Annotated in this window: 28 protein-coding genes; all 28 read right to left on the bottom strand. The window is 35.9% G+C overall.

Annotated features, from left to right (window positions below; all coding sequences use genetic code 11):
- Positions 1–278: 278 nt before the first annotated feature.
- Entirely contained in the window at positions 279–779 is a 501-nt protein-coding gene (rplQ, locus tag P2086_RS11810; protein ID WP_317896948.1) for a 50S ribosomal protein L17, read from the bottom strand.
- 78 nt (positions 780–857) lie between these two features.
- The gene (locus tag P2086_RS11805; protein ID WP_317896947.1) at positions 858–1,850 is read right to left on the bottom strand and encodes a DNA-directed RNA polymerase subunit alpha; all 993 of its coding nucleotides are present in this window, start codon (positions 1,848–1,850) and stop codon (positions 858–860) included.
- A gap of 36 nt (positions 1,851–1,886) precedes the next feature.
- The gene (rpsD, locus tag P2086_RS11800; RefSeq protein WP_317896946.1) at positions 1,887–2,492 is read right to left on the bottom strand and encodes a 30S ribosomal protein S4; all 606 of its coding nucleotides are present in this window, start codon (positions 2,490–2,492) and stop codon (positions 1,887–1,889) included.
- A 133-nt stretch (positions 2,493–2,625) separates the two neighbouring features.
- Complete coding sequence (gene rpsK, locus P2086_RS11795; RefSeq protein ID WP_317896945.1) at positions 2,626–3,036, bottom strand: 30S ribosomal protein S11; 411 nt, start codon at positions 3,034–3,036, stop codon at positions 2,626–2,628.
- A gap of 29 nt (positions 3,037–3,065) precedes the next feature.
- Positions 3,066–3,443 carry a 30S ribosomal protein S13 gene (gene rpsM, locus P2086_RS11790; RefSeq protein WP_317896944.1) on the bottom strand — a complete coding sequence of 126 codons (378 nt, stop codon included), beginning with the start codon at positions 3,441–3,443 and terminating at the stop codon, positions 3,066–3,068.
- 44 nt (positions 3,444–3,487) lie between these two features.
- Complete coding sequence (rpmJ, locus tag P2086_RS11785) at positions 3,488–3,604, bottom strand: 50S ribosomal protein L36 (protein WP_317896943.1); 117 nt, start codon at positions 3,602–3,604, stop codon at positions 3,488–3,490.
- Positions 3,605–3,622: 18 nt separating this feature from the next.
- Positions 3,623–3,841: a translation initiation factor IF-1 gene (gene infA, locus P2086_RS11780; protein ID WP_317896942.1), complete on the bottom strand. Its 219-nt coding sequence runs from the start codon at positions 3,839–3,841 to the stop codon at positions 3,623–3,625.
- Positions 3,842–3,849: 8 nt separating this feature from the next.
- Entirely contained in the window at positions 3,850–5,181 is a 1,332-nt protein-coding gene (secY, locus tag P2086_RS11775; protein ID WP_317896941.1) for a preprotein translocase subunit SecY, read from the bottom strand.
- 3 nt (positions 5,182–5,184) lie between these two features.
- Positions 5,185–5,658, bottom strand: coding sequence for a 50S ribosomal protein L15 (gene rplO / locus P2086_RS11770; protein WP_317896940.1), 474 nt, complete (start codon positions 5,656–5,658; stop codon positions 5,185–5,187).
- Positions 5,659–5,663: 5 nt separating this feature from the next.
- The gene (rpmD, locus tag P2086_RS11765; RefSeq protein ID WP_317896939.1) at positions 5,664–5,843 is read right to left on the bottom strand and encodes a 50S ribosomal protein L30; all 180 of its coding nucleotides are present in this window, start codon (positions 5,841–5,843) and stop codon (positions 5,664–5,666) included.
- Positions 5,844–5,853: 10 nt separating this feature from the next.
- Positions 5,854–6,372, bottom strand: a complete 519-nt coding sequence (gene rpsE, locus P2086_RS11760) for a 30S ribosomal protein S5 (protein ID WP_317896938.1) — start codon at positions 6,370–6,372, stop codon at positions 5,854–5,856.
- A gap of 13 nt (positions 6,373–6,385) precedes the next feature.
- Positions 6,386–6,742 (bottom strand): 50S ribosomal protein L18, encoded by a 357-nt coding sequence (gene rplR / locus P2086_RS11755; RefSeq protein WP_317896937.1) that lies wholly within the window; start codon positions 6,740–6,742, stop codon positions 6,386–6,388.
- 59 nt (positions 6,743–6,801) lie between these two features.
- The gene (gene rplF / locus P2086_RS11750) at positions 6,802–7,356 is read right to left on the bottom strand and encodes a 50S ribosomal protein L6 (RefSeq protein WP_317896936.1); all 555 of its coding nucleotides are present in this window, start codon (positions 7,354–7,356) and stop codon (positions 6,802–6,804) included.
- Between the two features lie 20 nt (positions 7,357–7,376).
- Positions 7,377–7,775 carry a 30S ribosomal protein S8 gene (gene rpsH / locus P2086_RS11745; RefSeq protein WP_317896935.1) on the bottom strand — a complete coding sequence of 133 codons (399 nt, stop codon included), beginning with the start codon at positions 7,773–7,775 and terminating at the stop codon, positions 7,377–7,379.
- Positions 7,776–7,933: 158 nt separating this feature from the next.
- The gene (gene rpsN / locus P2086_RS11740) at positions 7,934–8,203 is read right to left on the bottom strand and encodes a 30S ribosomal protein S14 (protein ID WP_317896934.1); all 270 of its coding nucleotides are present in this window, start codon (positions 8,201–8,203) and stop codon (positions 7,934–7,936) included.
- A gap of 3 nt (positions 8,204–8,206) precedes the next feature.
- Complete coding sequence (rplE, locus tag P2086_RS11735; protein WP_317896933.1) at positions 8,207–8,773, bottom strand: 50S ribosomal protein L5; 567 nt, start codon at positions 8,771–8,773, stop codon at positions 8,207–8,209.
- Entirely contained in the window at positions 8,773–9,090 is a 318-nt protein-coding gene (gene rplX / locus P2086_RS11730; protein WP_317896932.1) for a 50S ribosomal protein L24, read from the bottom strand. The genes rplE and rplX overlap by 1 nt, the downstream gene beginning before the upstream one ends.
- Positions 9,091–9,108: 18 nt before the next feature.
- Positions 9,109–9,477: a 50S ribosomal protein L14 gene (gene rplN, locus P2086_RS11725; RefSeq protein WP_317896931.1), complete on the bottom strand. Its 369-nt coding sequence runs from the start codon at positions 9,475–9,477 to the stop codon at positions 9,109–9,111.
- Positions 9,478–9,507: 30 nt separating this feature from the next.
- Positions 9,508–9,765 carry a 30S ribosomal protein S17 gene (rpsQ, locus tag P2086_RS11720; RefSeq protein ID WP_317896930.1) on the bottom strand — a complete coding sequence of 86 codons (258 nt, stop codon included), beginning with the start codon at positions 9,763–9,765 and terminating at the stop codon, positions 9,508–9,510.
- A gap of 15 nt (positions 9,766–9,780) precedes the next feature.
- A complete protein-coding gene (gene rpmC, locus P2086_RS11715; RefSeq protein WP_317896929.1) occupies positions 9,781–9,978 on the bottom strand; it encodes a 50S ribosomal protein L29 in 198 nt (65 codons plus the stop codon).
- 100 nt (positions 9,979–10,078) lie between these two features.
- Entirely contained in the window at positions 10,079–10,471 is a 393-nt protein-coding gene (rplP, locus tag P2086_RS11710; RefSeq protein WP_441296767.1) for a 50S ribosomal protein L16, read from the bottom strand.
- Between the two features lie 105 nt (positions 10,472–10,576).
- Positions 10,577–11,338, bottom strand: coding sequence for a 30S ribosomal protein S3 (gene rpsC / locus P2086_RS11705; protein WP_317896927.1), 762 nt, complete (start codon positions 11,336–11,338; stop codon positions 10,577–10,579).
- Between the two features lie 6 nt (positions 11,339–11,344).
- Positions 11,345–11,740 carry a 50S ribosomal protein L22 gene (rplV, locus tag P2086_RS11700; RefSeq protein WP_317896926.1) on the bottom strand — a complete coding sequence of 132 codons (396 nt, stop codon included), beginning with the start codon at positions 11,738–11,740 and terminating at the stop codon, positions 11,345–11,347.
- A gap of 9 nt (positions 11,741–11,749) precedes the next feature.
- Positions 11,750–12,019, bottom strand: coding sequence for a 30S ribosomal protein S19 (gene rpsS / locus P2086_RS11695; RefSeq protein ID WP_096094054.1), 270 nt, complete (start codon positions 12,017–12,019; stop codon positions 11,750–11,752).
- A 79-nt stretch (positions 12,020–12,098) separates the two neighbouring features.
- Positions 12,099–12,926, bottom strand: coding sequence for a 50S ribosomal protein L2 (gene rplB, locus P2086_RS11690; protein ID WP_317896925.1), 828 nt, complete (start codon positions 12,924–12,926; stop codon positions 12,099–12,101).
- A gap of 74 nt (positions 12,927–13,000) precedes the next feature.
- Entirely contained in the window at positions 13,001–13,291 is a 291-nt protein-coding gene (rplW, locus tag P2086_RS11685) for a 50S ribosomal protein L23 (protein ID WP_317896924.1), read from the bottom strand.
- A gap of 1 nt (position 13,292) precedes the next feature.
- Complete coding sequence (rplD, locus tag P2086_RS11680; protein WP_317896923.1) at positions 13,293–13,925, bottom strand: 50S ribosomal protein L4; 633 nt, start codon at positions 13,923–13,925, stop codon at positions 13,293–13,295.
- Between the two features lie 2 nt (positions 13,926–13,927).
- A complete protein-coding gene (gene rplC / locus P2086_RS11675; protein ID WP_317896922.1) occupies positions 13,928–14,551 on the bottom strand; it encodes a 50S ribosomal protein L3 in 624 nt (207 codons plus the stop codon).
- Positions 14,552–14,572: the final 21 nt, after the last annotated feature.

Genomic DNA, 14,572 nt, shown 5'->3' with positions numbered 1-14,572 from the left:
CGTCCCAAATACATCTGAATTATTTACAAATCTTTTTTTTGTCTCTAATTGCGCATTTAAAAGACAACAGTGTTGTACTATCAGGAAAAAAACAAGATATCTGAGGGATTCGACCAAGATGGTTAATTGAGTTGTCTAATGGGCACTGAAATGATATTGCTTAAATAAAGATAATAAAATAAAATACCATAATTACAATTTAACAATTAGCTTTCACCACTAAATAAAAAACCCGTCTCAGAATCCTGAAACGGGTTTTTAAATATACTTAACAAAGATTAGTTTTCTTCTGTAGCTTCTTCAACAGATGAAGTGTCAGCAGAAGCTCCTTTAGCTGGTGCAGTTTTTTTAGCACCACGACTTCTACGAGTCGTTTTAGCTTTAGCAGTAGTAGAACCTTTTTTACCGTTTGTGTAGATCTCATTAAAATCTACCAATTCAATCATTGCCATTTCAGCAGCATCACCCTGACGGTTACCCGTCTTAATGATACGGGTATAACCACCGTTACGCTCTGCAACTTTAGTAGCAATATCACCAAATAAAGTGCTAACAGCTTCCTTACTTCTTAAGTAAGAGAAAGCAGTACGACGGCTATGAGTAGTGTCTTGTTTACTTTTTGTAATAAGCGGCTCAACGTATAAACGTAAGGCTTTCGCTTTTGCTAGAGTAGTAAAAATACGCTTGTTTTCAATCAAAGCAATAGCTAAGTTCATTAGCAAAGCATGACGGTGAGCGGTTTTTCTACCTAAATTATTTATTTTATCTCCGTGTCTCATTTTAATTTTCGATTTTGTAATTTACAATTTACGATTTACAAATTGCACATTGTAAATCTTTTCAATTGTCAATCAATTTTAGTCTTTATCTAATTTATATTTTGCAACATTCATACCGAATTGAAGTGTTTTAGCTTGTACTAAGTCTTCTAATTCTGTTAATGATTTTTTACCAAAGTTTCTGAATTTCAATAAGTCGTTCTTGTTAAAAGAAACAAGTTCTCCTAAAGTTTCAACGTCAGCCGCTTTTAAGCAGTTTAGAGCACGAACTGAAAGATCCATGTCTACTAACTTGGTTTTTAATAATTGACGCATGTGAAGGCTTGTTTCGTCAAATTCTTCTTCATTACGTTTTTCTTCTGCATCCAAAGTAATTTTTTCGTCAGAGAATAACATGAAGTGGAAAATAAGAATCTTAGCAGCTTCTTTTAATGCATCCTTAGGGTGAACAGAACCATCAGTAACGATATCTAAAATAAGACGTTCGTAATCTGTTTTTTGTTCAACACGGTAGTTTTCGATGGTATATTTTACATTCTTAATTGGAGTGTAAATTGAATCGATGAAAATTGTACCAATTGGAGCACTGTTACTTTTGTTTTCTTCAGCAGGAACGTAACCACGGCCACGCTCAACTGTTAATTCCATTTTCAAACGAACAGAAGGATCACAATTGAAAATTACTAAGTCTGGATTTAAAATCTGAAATCCATTTACATATTTTCCAATATCACCGGCTGTGAATTTATCAGCACCAGCAAAATGAACAGTAATTTTTTCGTTATCGTGATTATCTAATTGTTTTTTGAAACGAACTTGTTTTAAGTTCAACACTATCTCCGTAACGTCTTCAACAACACCTTTGATGGTTGAAAACTCATGATCAACACCTTCAACACGTAAAGAAGTAATTGCGTAACCTTCTAATGAAGATAACAAAATACGACGTAAAGAGTTTCCTATTGTAATACCAAAACCCGGCTCAAGTGGTCTAAACTCAAATTGGCCTGTTGTTTCGGTTGAGTTAATCATAATAACCTTATCAGGTTTTACGAAATTTAAAATTGCCATATCTTTAGCTTGTATTAAGTTTATTAAATTATTTTATTATTTAGAGTACAACTCCACAATCAACTGTTCCTTGATATTTTCAGGAATCTGTGAACGCTCAGGGCGAGAAATAAACTTTCCGCTCAAAGTTGCCTTATCGAAATCTAACCAAGCGTGTTTGTTAACAGCACCAGATATAGAATTTGTAATAATTTCCATTGATTGTGATTTTTCACGTACCCCAATTACATCACCTGGTTTAAGTGTATAAGAAGCAATATTAACGATAGAACCGTTAACGGTAATATGCGCGTGAGAAACTAATTGACGTGCACCACGACGTGAAGGAGCAATTCCTAAACGGTAAACTACGTTGTCTAAACGACTTTCAATTAATTGTAATAAGATTTCACCAGTAATTCCGTGCGTACGAGCTGCTTTATCAAAAGTTCTAGCAAATTGTTTTTCCAAGATACCATAAGTATACTTAGCTTTTTGCTTTTCCATCAACTGAATTGCGTATTCAGATTGTTTTGAACGTTTTTTGGTGTTACCGTGTTGCCCCGGAGGGTAATTTTTCTTTTCTAACGCTTTATCCGGGCCAAAGATTGGCTCTCTGAATTTACGCGCGATTTTTGATTTTGGACCTGTGTACCTTGCCATTTTAAATAATTGTTTTTTATTGTGACTGAAATGATCAATGGACCTAATTCAGTCGGGTTATTATTTAAGTTGAAAACCCTATAGATTATCAACTCCAAATCCTCCCATAACTGGAAGGACCGGCTTTTATTGTTTAAACTCTACGACGTTTTGGAGGACGACAACCGTTGTGAGGAATTGGAGTAATATCCATGATCTCAGAAACTTCGATTCCAGAAGCTGCAATCGTTCTGATAGCACTTTCTCTTCCACCACCTGGTCCTTTAACGTAAACTTTTACTTTGCGCAAACCTGCCTCATGAGCAACTTTACTGCAATCTTGCGCTGCCATTTGTGCTGCGTAAGGCGTGTTCTTTTTAGAACCACGGAATCCCATTTTACCAGCACTGCTCCAAGAAATTACTTGCCCGCTCATGTTGGTTAATGAAATAATAATGTTATTAAATGTAGCGCTAATGTGAGCCTCACCGATCGCTTCTACCTTTACAGTACGTTTACGTTGAGTAGCTTTTGCGTTGTTAGCGGCTGTTGGTTGTTTTGCCATTTTTATCTAAATCTATTGTAATTTATTTATTATTTAGTTGCCATTTTCTTGTTGGCAATTGTCTTACGTTTACCCTTACGTGTACGTGCATTTGTTTTAGAACGTTGACCACGAACAGGAAGACTGTTACGGTGGCGGATTCCACGGTAGCTATTGATATCAGTTAAACGCTTAATGTTTAGCTGAGTTTCTGAACGTAAAGCACCTTCAATTTTAAAGTTATTATTGATAAGGTTACGAATTGCATTTTGCTCTTCGTCAGTCCAATCAGTTACTTTCTTGTCTTCGTGAATACCAGCCTCACTAAGGATTTTAGAAGCTCTACTGCTTCCAATACCGTAAATATAGGTTAAACCTATTACGCCTCTTTTGTTTTTAGGTAAATCAATACCAGCTATACGTGCCATTTCTATTAAATATAATTATTAAAAAACGTTTGCAAAGATAAAAATTACTTTTGTCTTTGTTTAAATTTCGGGTTTTTTTTGTTGATTACGAACAATTTACCCTTACGACGTACGATCTTACAATCAACGCTTCTTTTTTTTATGGATGCTCTAACTTTCATGTCCTTTATTTTAAACTCTTATTTGTATCTGAATGTAATTCTTGCTTTTGTTAAATCATATGGACTCATTTCCAACTTCACTTTATCGCCTGGTAAAATTTTAATATAGTGCATTCTCATTTTACCTGAAATATGAGCCGTTACTATGTGTCCATTTTCTAATTCTACCCTGAACATTGCGTTACTTAGTGCTTCAACAATAGTACCGTCAATTTCAATATTTGATTGTTTCGCCATATATGAAATTAACCTTGTTGAACCATCATGGCATTAGCGCCTCTTCCTTTAATTCTGCCCGATTTCATCAGACCATCATAATGGCGATTCAATAAGTAAGTTTCTATTTGTTGCAATGTATCTAAAACCACACCTACAAGGATCAACAAGGAAGTTCCTCCGTAGAAATCAGCAAATGCACTGTTTATTCCTAATTTCTGAGCAAATGCTGGCATAACTGCCACGGCTGCTAAGAAAATAGATCCCGGCAAAGTAATTCTACTCATTACTTGATCGATAAACTCAGCTGTTTTCTTACCTGGCTTCACACCTGGAATAAAACCGCCATTACGTTTCATATCATCCGCTAACTGGTTAGGATTAACCATAATTGCAGTGTAGAAATACGTAAAAAGAATAATCATTACAGCAAAAATGAAGTTGTACCAGAAACCGTATCTTTCTTGAAACACACCACCTGCATTACCCATTGCACTGTTAATAGCATAAGGAATAAACATGATAGCTTGAGCAAAGATAATTGGCATAACACCTGCAGCATTCACTTTCAGTGGGATATACTGACGCACACCACCATATTGTTTGTTTCCTACAATTTTCTTGGCAAATTGCACTGGTATTCGTCGTGTGCCCTGAACTAACAAGATAGAACCAACAATTACGAGTAGTAATATCACAATCTCAATTAAGAAAATAATTAAACCACCATTTCCTGCAGTTCTTGATTTTACCTCAGATAAGAACGCAAAAGGCAAACGAGAGATAATTCCAATCATAATGATTAAAGAGATACCGTTTCCTAGACCTTTATCCGTAATTCTTTCACCCAACCACATTACAAACATGGTTCCGGTTACTAAAATAAAAATGGATTGAATCCACCAGAAAGAAGTCATATCAGGAAAAGCATTTGGTGCTGAAGACTTAATAGAAGCAATATAACCCGGAGCCTGAACTGCTGTAACAGCAATTGTTAAGAAACGCGTGTATTGATTAATTTTTTTACGTCCACTTTCTCCTTCTCTTTGCATTTTTTGAAAATAAGGTACAGCCATACCCATTAATTGAATAATAATGGATGCAGTAATGTATGGCATAATTCCTAAGCCGAAGATGGAAGCGCGTAAAAACGCACCACCCGCGAACATATTAATTAAACCGACAATTCCACCGGTTTGGTTGGCATTACCTGCCGCAGCTAGAGCATCAACATTAACACCTGGAAGAACCACATAGGATCCCAGACGATAAATCAATATTAAGCCTAAAGTCACTAAGATTCGTTGTCTTAGTTCCTCAATGGTCCAGATATTCCGAAGGGTATCAAAAAAACGCTTCATATATTATTTAGTCTCAGTTTTTGCGGTGATTTTAGTACTTGTTACAGTACCGCCTTTTTCTTCAATTGCTTTTTTAGCTGATGCAGTAAAAGCATCAACAGTGATGTTAACTTTAGCAGTTAATTCGCCACGACCCATAATTTTTACTAAATCATTTTTATGAGCCAAACCATTCTGCACAAGTACTTCTAATGTAATATCCGTAACCTTAATAGCATCAACCAATTTTTGAATAGCATCCAAATTAATACCATGGTGCTCGATACGGTTAATGTTTTTGAAACCAAACTTAGGTAAACGACGTTGTAAAGGCATTTGACCACCTTCAAATCCACGCTTTTTAGAGTGACCTGAACGAGATTGAGCTCCTTTATGTCCACGTGTAGCTGTACCACCGCCACCTGAACCTTGTCCACGACCACGACGGTAGTTTGATTTTACTGAACCATTTGCTGGTTTTAATTCATTTAATTTCATCGTTGTTATATATTTTCAACTTTTAATACGTGTTTCACTTTGTTAATCATGCCATCAATTGCAGGATTTGTGTTTTTCTCCACTGAACTATTAGTTTTACCTAAACCTAAAGCAACTAAAGTAGCCTTTTGAGCAGGTGAACGTTTAGCGGTGCTTTTTACTAATGTTAATTTTACTTTTCCCATTGTATTAATTTTATCCGTTAAACACATTCGTTAATTTAATACCACGTTGTTGAGCAATGGTGATAGGATCACGCATTTTCATTAACGCATCTAAAGTTGCTTTAACCACATTGTGCGGATTAGAAGAACCTTTTGATTTAGCAAGTACATCTGTAACACCAACACTTTCTAAAACTGCACGCATCGCACCACCGGCAATTACACCTGTACCATGAGCTGCTGGTTTCAAGAAAACGCGAGCGCCACCAAATTTCCCTAATTGCTCGTGAGGAACCGTTCCATTAAGAATAGCTACTTTCACAAGGCTTTTCTTAGCATCTTCGATTCCTTTAGTAATAGCATCTGTAACCTCATTTGCTTTACCTAAACCTTGACCAATAACACCTTTTTCATTTCCAACTACAACAATAGCTGAAAAACTGAAGTGACGACCACCTTTAGTAACTTTAGTTACACGTTGAATGGCAACTAATTTATCTTTTAATTCTATATCGCTCGATTTAACGCGCTTTACTACTTCTTTTGACATCTTAATCCGTTTTTTAGAATTTTAAACCTCCTTCGCGGGCACCTTCGGCCAACGATTTTACTCTACCGTGGTACAAAAATCCGTTACGGTCAAAAACTACAGCAGTTATTCCACTTGCAACAGCTTTTTCAGCGATTAATTTTCCTACCAGTTTCGCTTTTTCAATTTTGTTAACTTTAGAAGTTGAAATTGATTTATCAACTGAACCAACAGCTAATAAGGTTTTTCCACCCTTATCGTCGATTAATTGTGCGTATATCTCAGCATTACTGCGATATACACTTAAACGAGGAGCTTGCGTTGTACCTTTAATGGTTTTACGTAGCTTTAATTTTATTTTTGTTCTTCTATCTTGTTTACTTCCTGCCATCTTTGCAATTTTTTAAAGATGATTTATAATTTATTGAACTTTATTGTTTTGCTTCTTAATTATTTCTTAGAAGCAGATTTACCAGCTTTTCTTCTTAATTGTTCGCCAGCAAACTTAATACCTTTTCCTTTGTATGGCTCAGGTTTACGCAAACTGCGTATTTTTGCAGCAACCATTCCAATAAGCTGTTTATCAGCACTTTCAAGTATTACTTTAGGGTTTTGACCTTTTTCTGTAGCGGTAGTAATTTTAATTTCTTTCGGTATTTCAAAATTAATATTGTGTGAATATCCTAAAGACATTTCCAACATTTGCCCCTTGTTAGATGCACGGTAACCTACACCAACAAGCTCTTGTTCTGTTTTAAAACCTTCACTTACACCTTTAACCATATTAGAGATTAAAGAACGGTATAAGCCATGTAAAGCTTTGTGACGTTTTTGATCTGTAGGACGTGTTACAACAACATTTCCTTCTTCAACAGCAACGGTGATATCTGTATCTACTTTCTGAGTTAATTCTCCTTTGGCGCCTTTAACGGTTACTAAACCATTAGCAATTTTTACCTCTACTCCTTTTGGTAATGCGATTGGCGATTTTCCTATACGTGACATGTTAATTTTCCTCCTTTAAATTATGAAATATAACATAGAACTTCTCCACCAACATTTAATTTCTTAGCTTCTTTATCAGTAATTACACCTTTAGAAGTTGAAACGATGGCGATTCCTAATCCATTTAATACACGTGGCATTTTTGTAGCACCTGTGTACTTACGTAAACCTGGTGACGACACGCGGTCTAATGAACGTATTGCGGAAATCTTTGTTACAGGATGATACTTCAAGGCGATTTTAATTGAACCTTGTTTGTTTTCGGTTTCTTCAAACTTGTAGTTTAAAATGTAACCTTTTTCGAAAAGAATTTTTGTGATTTCTTTTTTGAGATTTGAGGCTGGAACCTCTACCACGCGGTGGTTTGCTTTAATCGCGTTTCTAACACGAGTTAAATAATCTGATACTGTATCTGTCATTTTTTTAAGTTTATATGTTATTCCGCCAAAACAGAATAATTATATGAAACAATTATTTATTTTTTTGAGGGGGCAAATATACGAATATTTCCCGTACCTCCAAGTTTTATTTTAGTATTCTCTTTGTTTCCCTCTACTCTTTGGAATCTTAGAGAATATTACCAGCTCGATTTTGTTAAGCCTGGTATCAATCCGAAAAGAACCATTTCACGGAAAGTTACACGGCTAACACCGAAATCACGCATATATCCACGTGGACGACCGGTAAGGTTGCAACGGTTACGCATACGCACTTTTGATGAGTTACGTGGTAACTTTTGCAAACCGACTGAATCGCCAGCTTTTTTAAGCTCTTCGCGTTTAGCTGCGTATTTTTCTACTAATCTTTTACGTTTGACCTCACGGGCCTTCATTGATTCTTTTGCCATGTGTTATGCTTGTTTCTTTTTGAAAGGAATACCAAATTCAGTTAATAATGCGTGTGCCTCTTTATCGGTAGGAGCTGTAGTTACAAAAGTAATATCCATACCTTGTATTTTAGTCACCTTGTCGATATCAATTTCAGGGAAAATGATTTGCTCAGTAACACCTAATGTGTAGTTACCACGGCCATCAAATCCTTTATCATTCACACCTTTAAAATCACGAATACGAGGTAATGCAGAAGCGATCAAACGATCTAAAAATTCATACATTTTATCGCCACGCAATGTAACACGTACACCAATAGCAACACCTTTACGTAATTTAAAGTTAGAGATATCTTTTGTTGAATATGTTGGAACAGCTTTTTGTCCAGAAATGGTTGACATTTCTTTTACTGCTGATTCAATCATTTTTTTATCAGAAACTGCATCACCAATTCCTTGATTGATACATATTTTAGTCAATTTAGGTACTTGCATAGCAGAGGTATACTGAAATTGCTTTTGTAGCGCAGGAATAACTTCTTCGCTGTACTTACCTTTTAATCGAGGTTGATAGGTTTTTGTTGCCATTATTTAACTGCCTCCTTAGTTTTTGAAGAGATGCGCTCTAGTTTTTGAGTTTTCTCATTTATTTTACGACCAATACGAATAGTTTTACCACCTTCTAAAAACATTAAGTTTGAAATGTGAATAGCACCTTCTTTTTTTACAATACCTCCGTTAGTGTTTTTAGCATTTGGCTTTTCGCTTTTGCTAATCATGTTTACACCTTCAACGATAGCACGCATTTTTTTTGCGTCTATGGTAATGATCTTACCTTGCTGACCTCTAGCTTCTCCAGAAATCACTTTTACGGTATCGCCTTTTTTTAATTTTATCTTAGACATGTTTATTAACTCTAAATATTAAAGCACTTCTGGTGCTAATGAAATAATCTTCATAAATTGTTTTTCACGCAACTCACGAGCAACTGGCCCAAAAATACGGGTACCACGAATTTCGTCAGTTGTGTTTAATAATACCGCGGCATTATCATCAAAACGAATATATGAACCGTCTGGACGGCTAATCTCTTTTCTTGTTCTTACAATTACAGCCTTGTGTACTGTACCTTTTTTTACGTTTCCGCTAGGCATAGCATGTTTTACTGTAACTACCACTTTATCGCCTATTGAAGCGTAACGTTTTTTAGTTCCACCCAATACGCGGATAACTAACACCTCTTTAGCGCCACTGTTATCTGCTACTGTTAATCTGGATTCGTTCTGTATCATCTTGTAATATTCTTATACGATTAACACTAATTATTTAACTTTTTCTAGTACTTCAACTAAACGCCAGTTCTTTGTTTTACTCAAAGGACGAGTTTCAGCGATTACAACGGTATCCCCAATACTGCATTCGTTTTTCTCATCATGAGCAACGAAATGACTAGTTTTGTTAAGGAACTTTCCGTATTTCGGATGTTTTACTTTACGCATTACAGAAACAACGATGCTTTTATCCATCTTGTTACTTTTTACGATACCGATTTTTTCTTTTCTTAAATTTCTATCTTCCATGATTTAAAGCGATAATTATTTGGCTGCCTTTTTACGGTTATTCACTTCGGTTAACATGACTGCAATGTTTCTGCGAGCAATACGAATCTTAGCCGGATTTTCAACAGGAGAGATTGCATGATTTAAAGTTACCTTATTTAAATCCGCCTTTTCAGCAGTTATCTTCTCATTTAATTCCTGATCAGATAAACCTTTTATTTCTTTGGTTGCCATTGTTTATTTGTTTTAATTACGGTGTACCTTACACCTATTTTACTTCGCTTTAATTAAAGTAACGGTTTAATTAAAATTCGGTTATGTTATTTATTTTTAACTACTTAACTGCTGCTGCTTCAACATAATCTCTACGTACTATAAATTTAGTAACGATAGGTAATTTTTGAGCCGCTAAACGTAAAGCTTCTTTTGCAACCTCCAGAGGAACTCCTTCAGCTTCAAAAATAATACGTCCGCGTTTTACAGGAGCCATCCAATATTCTGGAGCACCTTTACCCTTACCCATACGTACCTCTGCAGGCTTAGAAGTTACAGGACGATCCGGGAAAACACGGATCCAAACCTGACCTTCACGTTTCATAAAACGGGTAATAGCAATACGGGCAGCTTCTAACTGGCGACCAGTCATACGACACTCGTCCATAGCCTTAATACCAAATGAACCAAAGGCTAACTCGTGACCACGTTTTGCGTCACCCTTGATCTTCATTTTATGTGATTTTCTATATTTTGATCTTTTTGGTTGTAACATGACTTAATTTTTTATCTTGTTAGCAATGAAGTGCGCTATGCTCTACTTCATTGTTGTTTTTCATTACTTGTCTTCTCTTTTAGTATTTCTTTTTTTACCAGCGAATTTAGGACGATCTTCTCTTCTATCTCCTCTATCTCCACCACCACCAGGACCACCTTTTTCTTTCATTAATCCTGCATTAGGAGAAAGATCACGTTTACCGAAAACCTCACCACGGCAAATCCATACTTTTACACCAATACGACCATACGAAGTATGCGCTTCAGCGATTGCGTAATCGATATCTGCACGTAAAGTGTGTAAAGGAGTTCTTCCTTCTTTATACCCTTCAGTACGAGCCATCTCAGCACCACCTAAACGACCTGATACTTTAATTTTGATTCCTTCTGCACCTAAACGCATGGTTGAAGCCATTGACATTTTTGCTGCACGACGGAAAGAAATACGACCTTCGATTTGACGAGCGATACTATCTGCTACTAAACGAGCATCTAATTCAGGACGTTTAATCTCGAAAATGTTAATTTGGATTTCCTTTTTTGTTAATTTTTTTAATTCTTCTTTTAGTTTATCAACTTCTTTACCACCTTTTCCGATAATGATACCCGGACGAGCAGTATTGATAGTTACAGTAACTAACTTTAGAGTTCTTTCAATAACGATTTTAGAAATGCTCCCTTTAGGTAAACGTGCTTTTAAATATGTACGGATTTTATCATCCTCCATTAATTTATCAGCATATTTATGACCACCAAACCAGTTAGAATCCCATCCTTTGATGATTCCTAATCTTATACCAATTGGATTTACTTTTTGTCCCATTTCTTATTAAATATTTTTTGTGTCTAAAATTAAAGTTACATGATTTGTGCGTTTACGGATACGGTATCCACGTCCTTGCGGAGCTGTACGTAAACGTTTCACCATTAAAGCGCTATCTACCATCACCTCTTTAACGAACAATGTTCCCTCTTCGGCACGTGTTTGGCTTTTAGCTTCGTAATTAGCTATTGCAGACTTTAATAATTTTTCTAATCTTCCTGAAGCTTCGCGAGTATTGAATTTCAATATATTTAAAGCTAAGTAAGCATCTTTACCTCTAACAAGATCAGCTACTTGACGCATTTTGCGTGGCGAAGTAGGACAGTTATTTAATTTAGCGAAGAAAGAAGTTTTATTCTCTTCTTTACGTTTCTCGGCTACTAATCTTTTTCTTTTTCCCATGGCTCTATCTTATTTCTTGTTATGGCCAGCGTGACCTTTAAATACGCGAGTTGGTGAAAATTCTCCTAATTTGTGACCAACCATGTTCTCAGTTACATAAACCGGAATAAATTTTGCACCGTTGTGTACAGCAAATGTATGCCCTACAAACTCTGGTGGAATTGTTGAACGACGTGCCCAAGTCTTAATTGCAGACTTCTTGCCGCTTGCGTTCATCTTTTCAACCTTACCTTCAAGGTTGTAATCGATAAAGGGACCTTTTTTTAATGATCTTGCCATTGTTTTGTTTTTGGTTTTGAAATCCACTCATCCTTCGACTATGCTCAGGATGACTGAACCATTAAACGTTTATATTATATTATTTTTTTCTTCTTTCGATAATGTGTTTGTTAGACGCTTTTGCTTTGTAACGTGTTTTGTATCCTTTAGCAGGAATACCTTTACGAGAACGTGGGTGTCCACCTGAAGCACGACCTTCACCACCACCCATAGGGTGATCTACCGGGTTCATTACTACTGGTCTAGTACGTGGACGTATCCCTAACCAACGACTTTTACCTGCTTTACCTGCTACTTCTTGATTGTGATCAGGATTTGATACCGCTCCAATTGTTGCTTTACAAGTAATAAGGATCATACGTACCTCACCTGAAGGCATTTTTAGGATTGCATATTTACCATCACGAGCAGAAAGCTGAGCGTATGAACCAGCACTACGTGCTAAAACAGCACCTTGACCTGGACGTAACTCGATATTATGAATGATTGTTCCTAAAGGAATCTCAGATAATAATAATGCATTTCCTATTTCTGGAGCTGCACCTTTACCAGACATGATTTTTTGGTCAACAGCAATACCTTGTGGGGCAATGATGTAACGTTTTTCACCGTCTTTGTAAAAAATAAGCGCAATACGAGCTGAACGATTTGGATCATACTCTACCGATTTAACAGTTCCTTCAATACCGTCTTTATCACGTTTGAAGTCGATTAAACGAATAACTTTTTTGTGACCACCGCCAATATAGCGCATAGTCATTTTACCTGAATTATTACGACCTCCGGAAGAATAATTTGTTTTTACGATTAAGCTTTTTTCTGGTTTGCTCGCGGTTATCTCCTCGAAGCTTGAAGAAAGTTTGTATCTTAACGTAGGTGTAAGTGGTCTATATTTTTTTAATGCCATTTTTTCTAATTTTTTGATTTGTTGAGTTTCGGATTTGTTGATTTTAAAAATTCAACAATCGTTAATTCTCCAATTTATATACTTGCGTAAAAATCAATTACTTCGCCTTGTTTTAAAGTTACGATAGCTTTTTTGTTGCGGTTAACACGTCCAACAGCTACACCACGTGTAGTGTTACGAGTCTTAACTTTTCCAACATACTGTTGAGTATTTACTGAATCAACTTTTACGCTGTACATTTTCTCAACTGCTGCTTTAATCTCTAACTTGTTAGCCTCTTTTGCCACCACGAAGCCATAGCGATTTAATTTTTCGGCTTGTGCGGTCATCTTTTCTGTGATGATTGGCTTTATTAAAATATCCATCTTACTCTCTATTTAATATTGTTTCAATAACCTTAACTGAACTTTCTGCTAAAATTAAATTCTCTGCATTTAAAATATCGTAAGTATTTAAATCAGAAGCTTTTACAACTTTAGCACCCTGTATATTACGGGACGACAAATATACGTTTTTATTCGTATCACCTAACACCAAAAGTGTCTTTTTGTCACTTAGGTTTAAATTTTTCATCAAATCGATAAAGCTTTTTGTTTTTGGAGCTTCGAAGTTAAAATCTTCCAATACAGTAATTGCGTTATCTTTTGCTTTATAAGTTAAGGCTGAAACACGAGCTAAAGCTTTTACTTTTTTATTTAATTTAAATCCGTATTCGTGTGGTCTAGGACCGAAAGCACGACCACCTCCTATAAACAAAGGAGATTTCATTGAACCTGCACGAGCACCGCCGGTTCCTTTTTGACGCTTTAATTTCTTTGTGGTACGTGAGATTTCTGCACGTTCTTTTGATTTGTGTGTACCTTGACGTTGGTTAGCTAAAAACTGCTTAACATCTAGGTATATACAATGATCATTTGGCTCTGCTGCAAAAATTGAATCTACAAGATCAACCTTTTTAGCTGTTTTTTTACCACTTATATTTAATATTTCTACTTGCATGATTATTTCTCAATTAAAACGTAAGACCCTTTTGCACCTGGTACAGATCCTTTTACAAGAATCAAATTCTTTTCAGGCATGATTTTTACAATCACCATGTTCTGAATTTTTTTACGGTTACCACCCATTCTTCCGGCCATGCGCATACCTGGCATTACACGTGAAGGATCAGATGAAGCACCTAACGAACCAGGAGCTCTTTCACGATCGTGTTGTCCGTGAGATTTATTAGCGTGACCAACTCCGGCAAATCCATGACGTTTTACAACACCTTGAAAACCTTTACCTTTGCTTGTTCCTACTACATCTACGAAATCACCTTCTGCAAATAAATCTACAGTTAATACTTCACCTAAATTTTTTTCTTCCTCGAAATGACGAAATTCTACTACTTTACGTTTTGGGGTCGTTTTTGCTAATTCAAAATGACCTTTCATTGCACCTGATGTGTTTTTTTCTTTTTTCTCATCAAATGACAACTGTACAGCTGTGTAACCGTCTTTTTCATTGGTTTTTACTTGCGTAACAACGCAAGGACCTGCTTCAATAACTGTGCATGGTAAATACTTACCCTTGGCATCGAAGAAACTAGTCATTCCTACTTTTTTACCAATTAATCCTGACATTTTTGTTTTTTATTAATTATT

The sequence above is a fragment of the Aurantibacillus circumpalustris genome, assembly GCF_029625215.1.
Classification (GTDB): Bacteria; Bacteroidota; Bacteroidia; order B-17B0; family Aurantibacillaceae; genus Aurantibacillus; species Aurantibacillus circumpalustris.
The sequence above is the reverse complement of the archived record's forward strand: the minus strand, read 5'-3'. Positions and strand labels throughout refer to the sequence as shown.

Coding starts and splice junctions, on each gene's coding strand:
- rplQ (WP_317896948.1), bottom strand. CDS start 779: ATGAGACACGGAGATAAAATAAATAATTTAGGTAGAAAAACCGCTCAC.
- P2086_RS11805 (WP_317896947.1), bottom strand. CDS start 1,850: ATGGCAATTTTAAATTTCGTAAAACCTGATAAGGTTATTATGATTAAC.
- rpsD (WP_317896946.1), bottom strand. CDS start 2,492: ATGGCAAGGTACACAGGTCCAAAATCAAAAATCGCGCGTAAATTCAGA.
- rpsK (WP_317896945.1), bottom strand. CDS start 3,036: ATGGCAAAACAACCAACAGCCGCTAACAACGCAAAAGCTACTCAACGT.
- rpsM (WP_317896944.1), bottom strand. CDS start 3,443: ATGGCACGTATAGCTGGTATTGATTTACCTAAAAACAAAAGAGGCGTA.
- rpmJ (WP_317896943.1), bottom strand. CDS start 3,604: ATGAAAGTTAGAGCATCCATAAAAAAAAGAAGCGTTGATTGTAAGATC.
- infA (WP_317896942.1), bottom strand. CDS start 3,841: ATGGCGAAACAATCAAATATTGAAATTGACGGTACTATTGTTGAAGCA.
- secY (WP_317896941.1), bottom strand. CDS start 5,181: ATGAAGCGTTTTTTTGATACCCTTCGGAATATCTGGACCATTGAGGAA.
- rplO (WP_317896940.1), bottom strand. CDS start 5,658: ATGAAATTAAATGAATTAAAACCAGCAAATGGTTCAGTAAAATCAAAC.
- rpmD (WP_317896939.1), bottom strand. CDS start 5,843: ATGGGAAAAGTAAAATTAACATTAGTAAAAAGCACCGCTAAACGTTCA.
- rpsE (WP_317896938.1), bottom strand. CDS start 6,372: ATGTCAAAAGAAGTAGTAAAGCGCGTTAAATCGAGCGATATAGAATTA.
- rplR (WP_317896937.1), bottom strand. CDS start 6,742: ATGGCAGGAAGTAAACAAGATAGAAGAACAAAAATAAAATTAAAGCTA.
- rplF (WP_317896936.1), bottom strand. CDS start 7,356: ATGTCACGTATAGGAAAATCGCCAATCGCATTACCAAAAGGAGTAGAG.
- rpsH (WP_317896935.1), bottom strand. CDS start 7,775: ATGACAGATACAGTATCAGATTATTTAACTCGTGTTAGAAACGCGATT.
- rpsN (WP_317896934.1), bottom strand. CDS start 8,203: ATGGCAAAAGAATCAATGAAGGCCCGTGAGGTCAAACGTAAAAGATTA.
- rplE (WP_317896933.1), bottom strand. CDS start 8,773: ATGGCAACAAAAACCTATCAACCTCGATTAAAAGGTAAGTACAGCGAA.
- rplX (WP_317896932.1), bottom strand. CDS start 9,090: ATGTCTAAGATAAAATTAAAAAAAGGCGATACCGTAAAAGTGATTTCT.
- rplN (WP_317896931.1), bottom strand. CDS start 9,477: ATGATACAGAACGAATCCAGATTAACAGTAGCAGATAACAGTGGCGCT.
- rpsQ (WP_317896930.1), bottom strand. CDS start 9,765: ATGGAAGATAGAAATTTAAGAAAAGAAAAAATCGGTATCGTAAAAAGT.
- rpmC (WP_317896929.1), bottom strand. CDS start 9,978: ATGGCAACCAAAGAAATAAAAGGTTTATCTGATCAGGAATTAAATGAG.
- rplP (WP_441296767.1), bottom strand. CDS start 10,471: ATGAAGATCAAGGGTGACGCAAAACGTGGTCACGAGTTAGCCTTTGGT.
- rpsC (WP_317896927.1), bottom strand. CDS start 11,338: ATGGGACAAAAAGTAAATCCAATTGGTATAAGATTAGGAATCATCAAA.
- rplV (WP_317896926.1), bottom strand. CDS start 11,740: ATGGGAAAAAGAAAAAGATTAGTAGCCGAGAAACGTAAAGAAGAGAAT.
- rpsS (WP_096094054.1), bottom strand. CDS start 12,019: ATGGCAAGATCATTAAAAAAAGGTCCCTTTATCGATTACAACCTTGAA.
- rplB (WP_317896925.1), bottom strand. CDS start 12,926: ATGGCATTAAAAAAATATAGACCACTTACACCTACGTTAAGATACAAA.
- rplW (WP_317896924.1), bottom strand. CDS start 13,291: ATGGATATTTTAATAAAGCCAATCATCACAGAAAAGATGACCGCACAA.
- rplD (WP_317896923.1), bottom strand. CDS start 13,925: ATGCAAGTAGAAATATTAAATATAAGTGGTAAAAAAACAGCTAAAAAG.
- rplC (WP_317896922.1), bottom strand. CDS start 14,551: ATGTCAGGATTAATTGGTAAAAAAGTAGGAATGACTAGTTTCTTCGAT.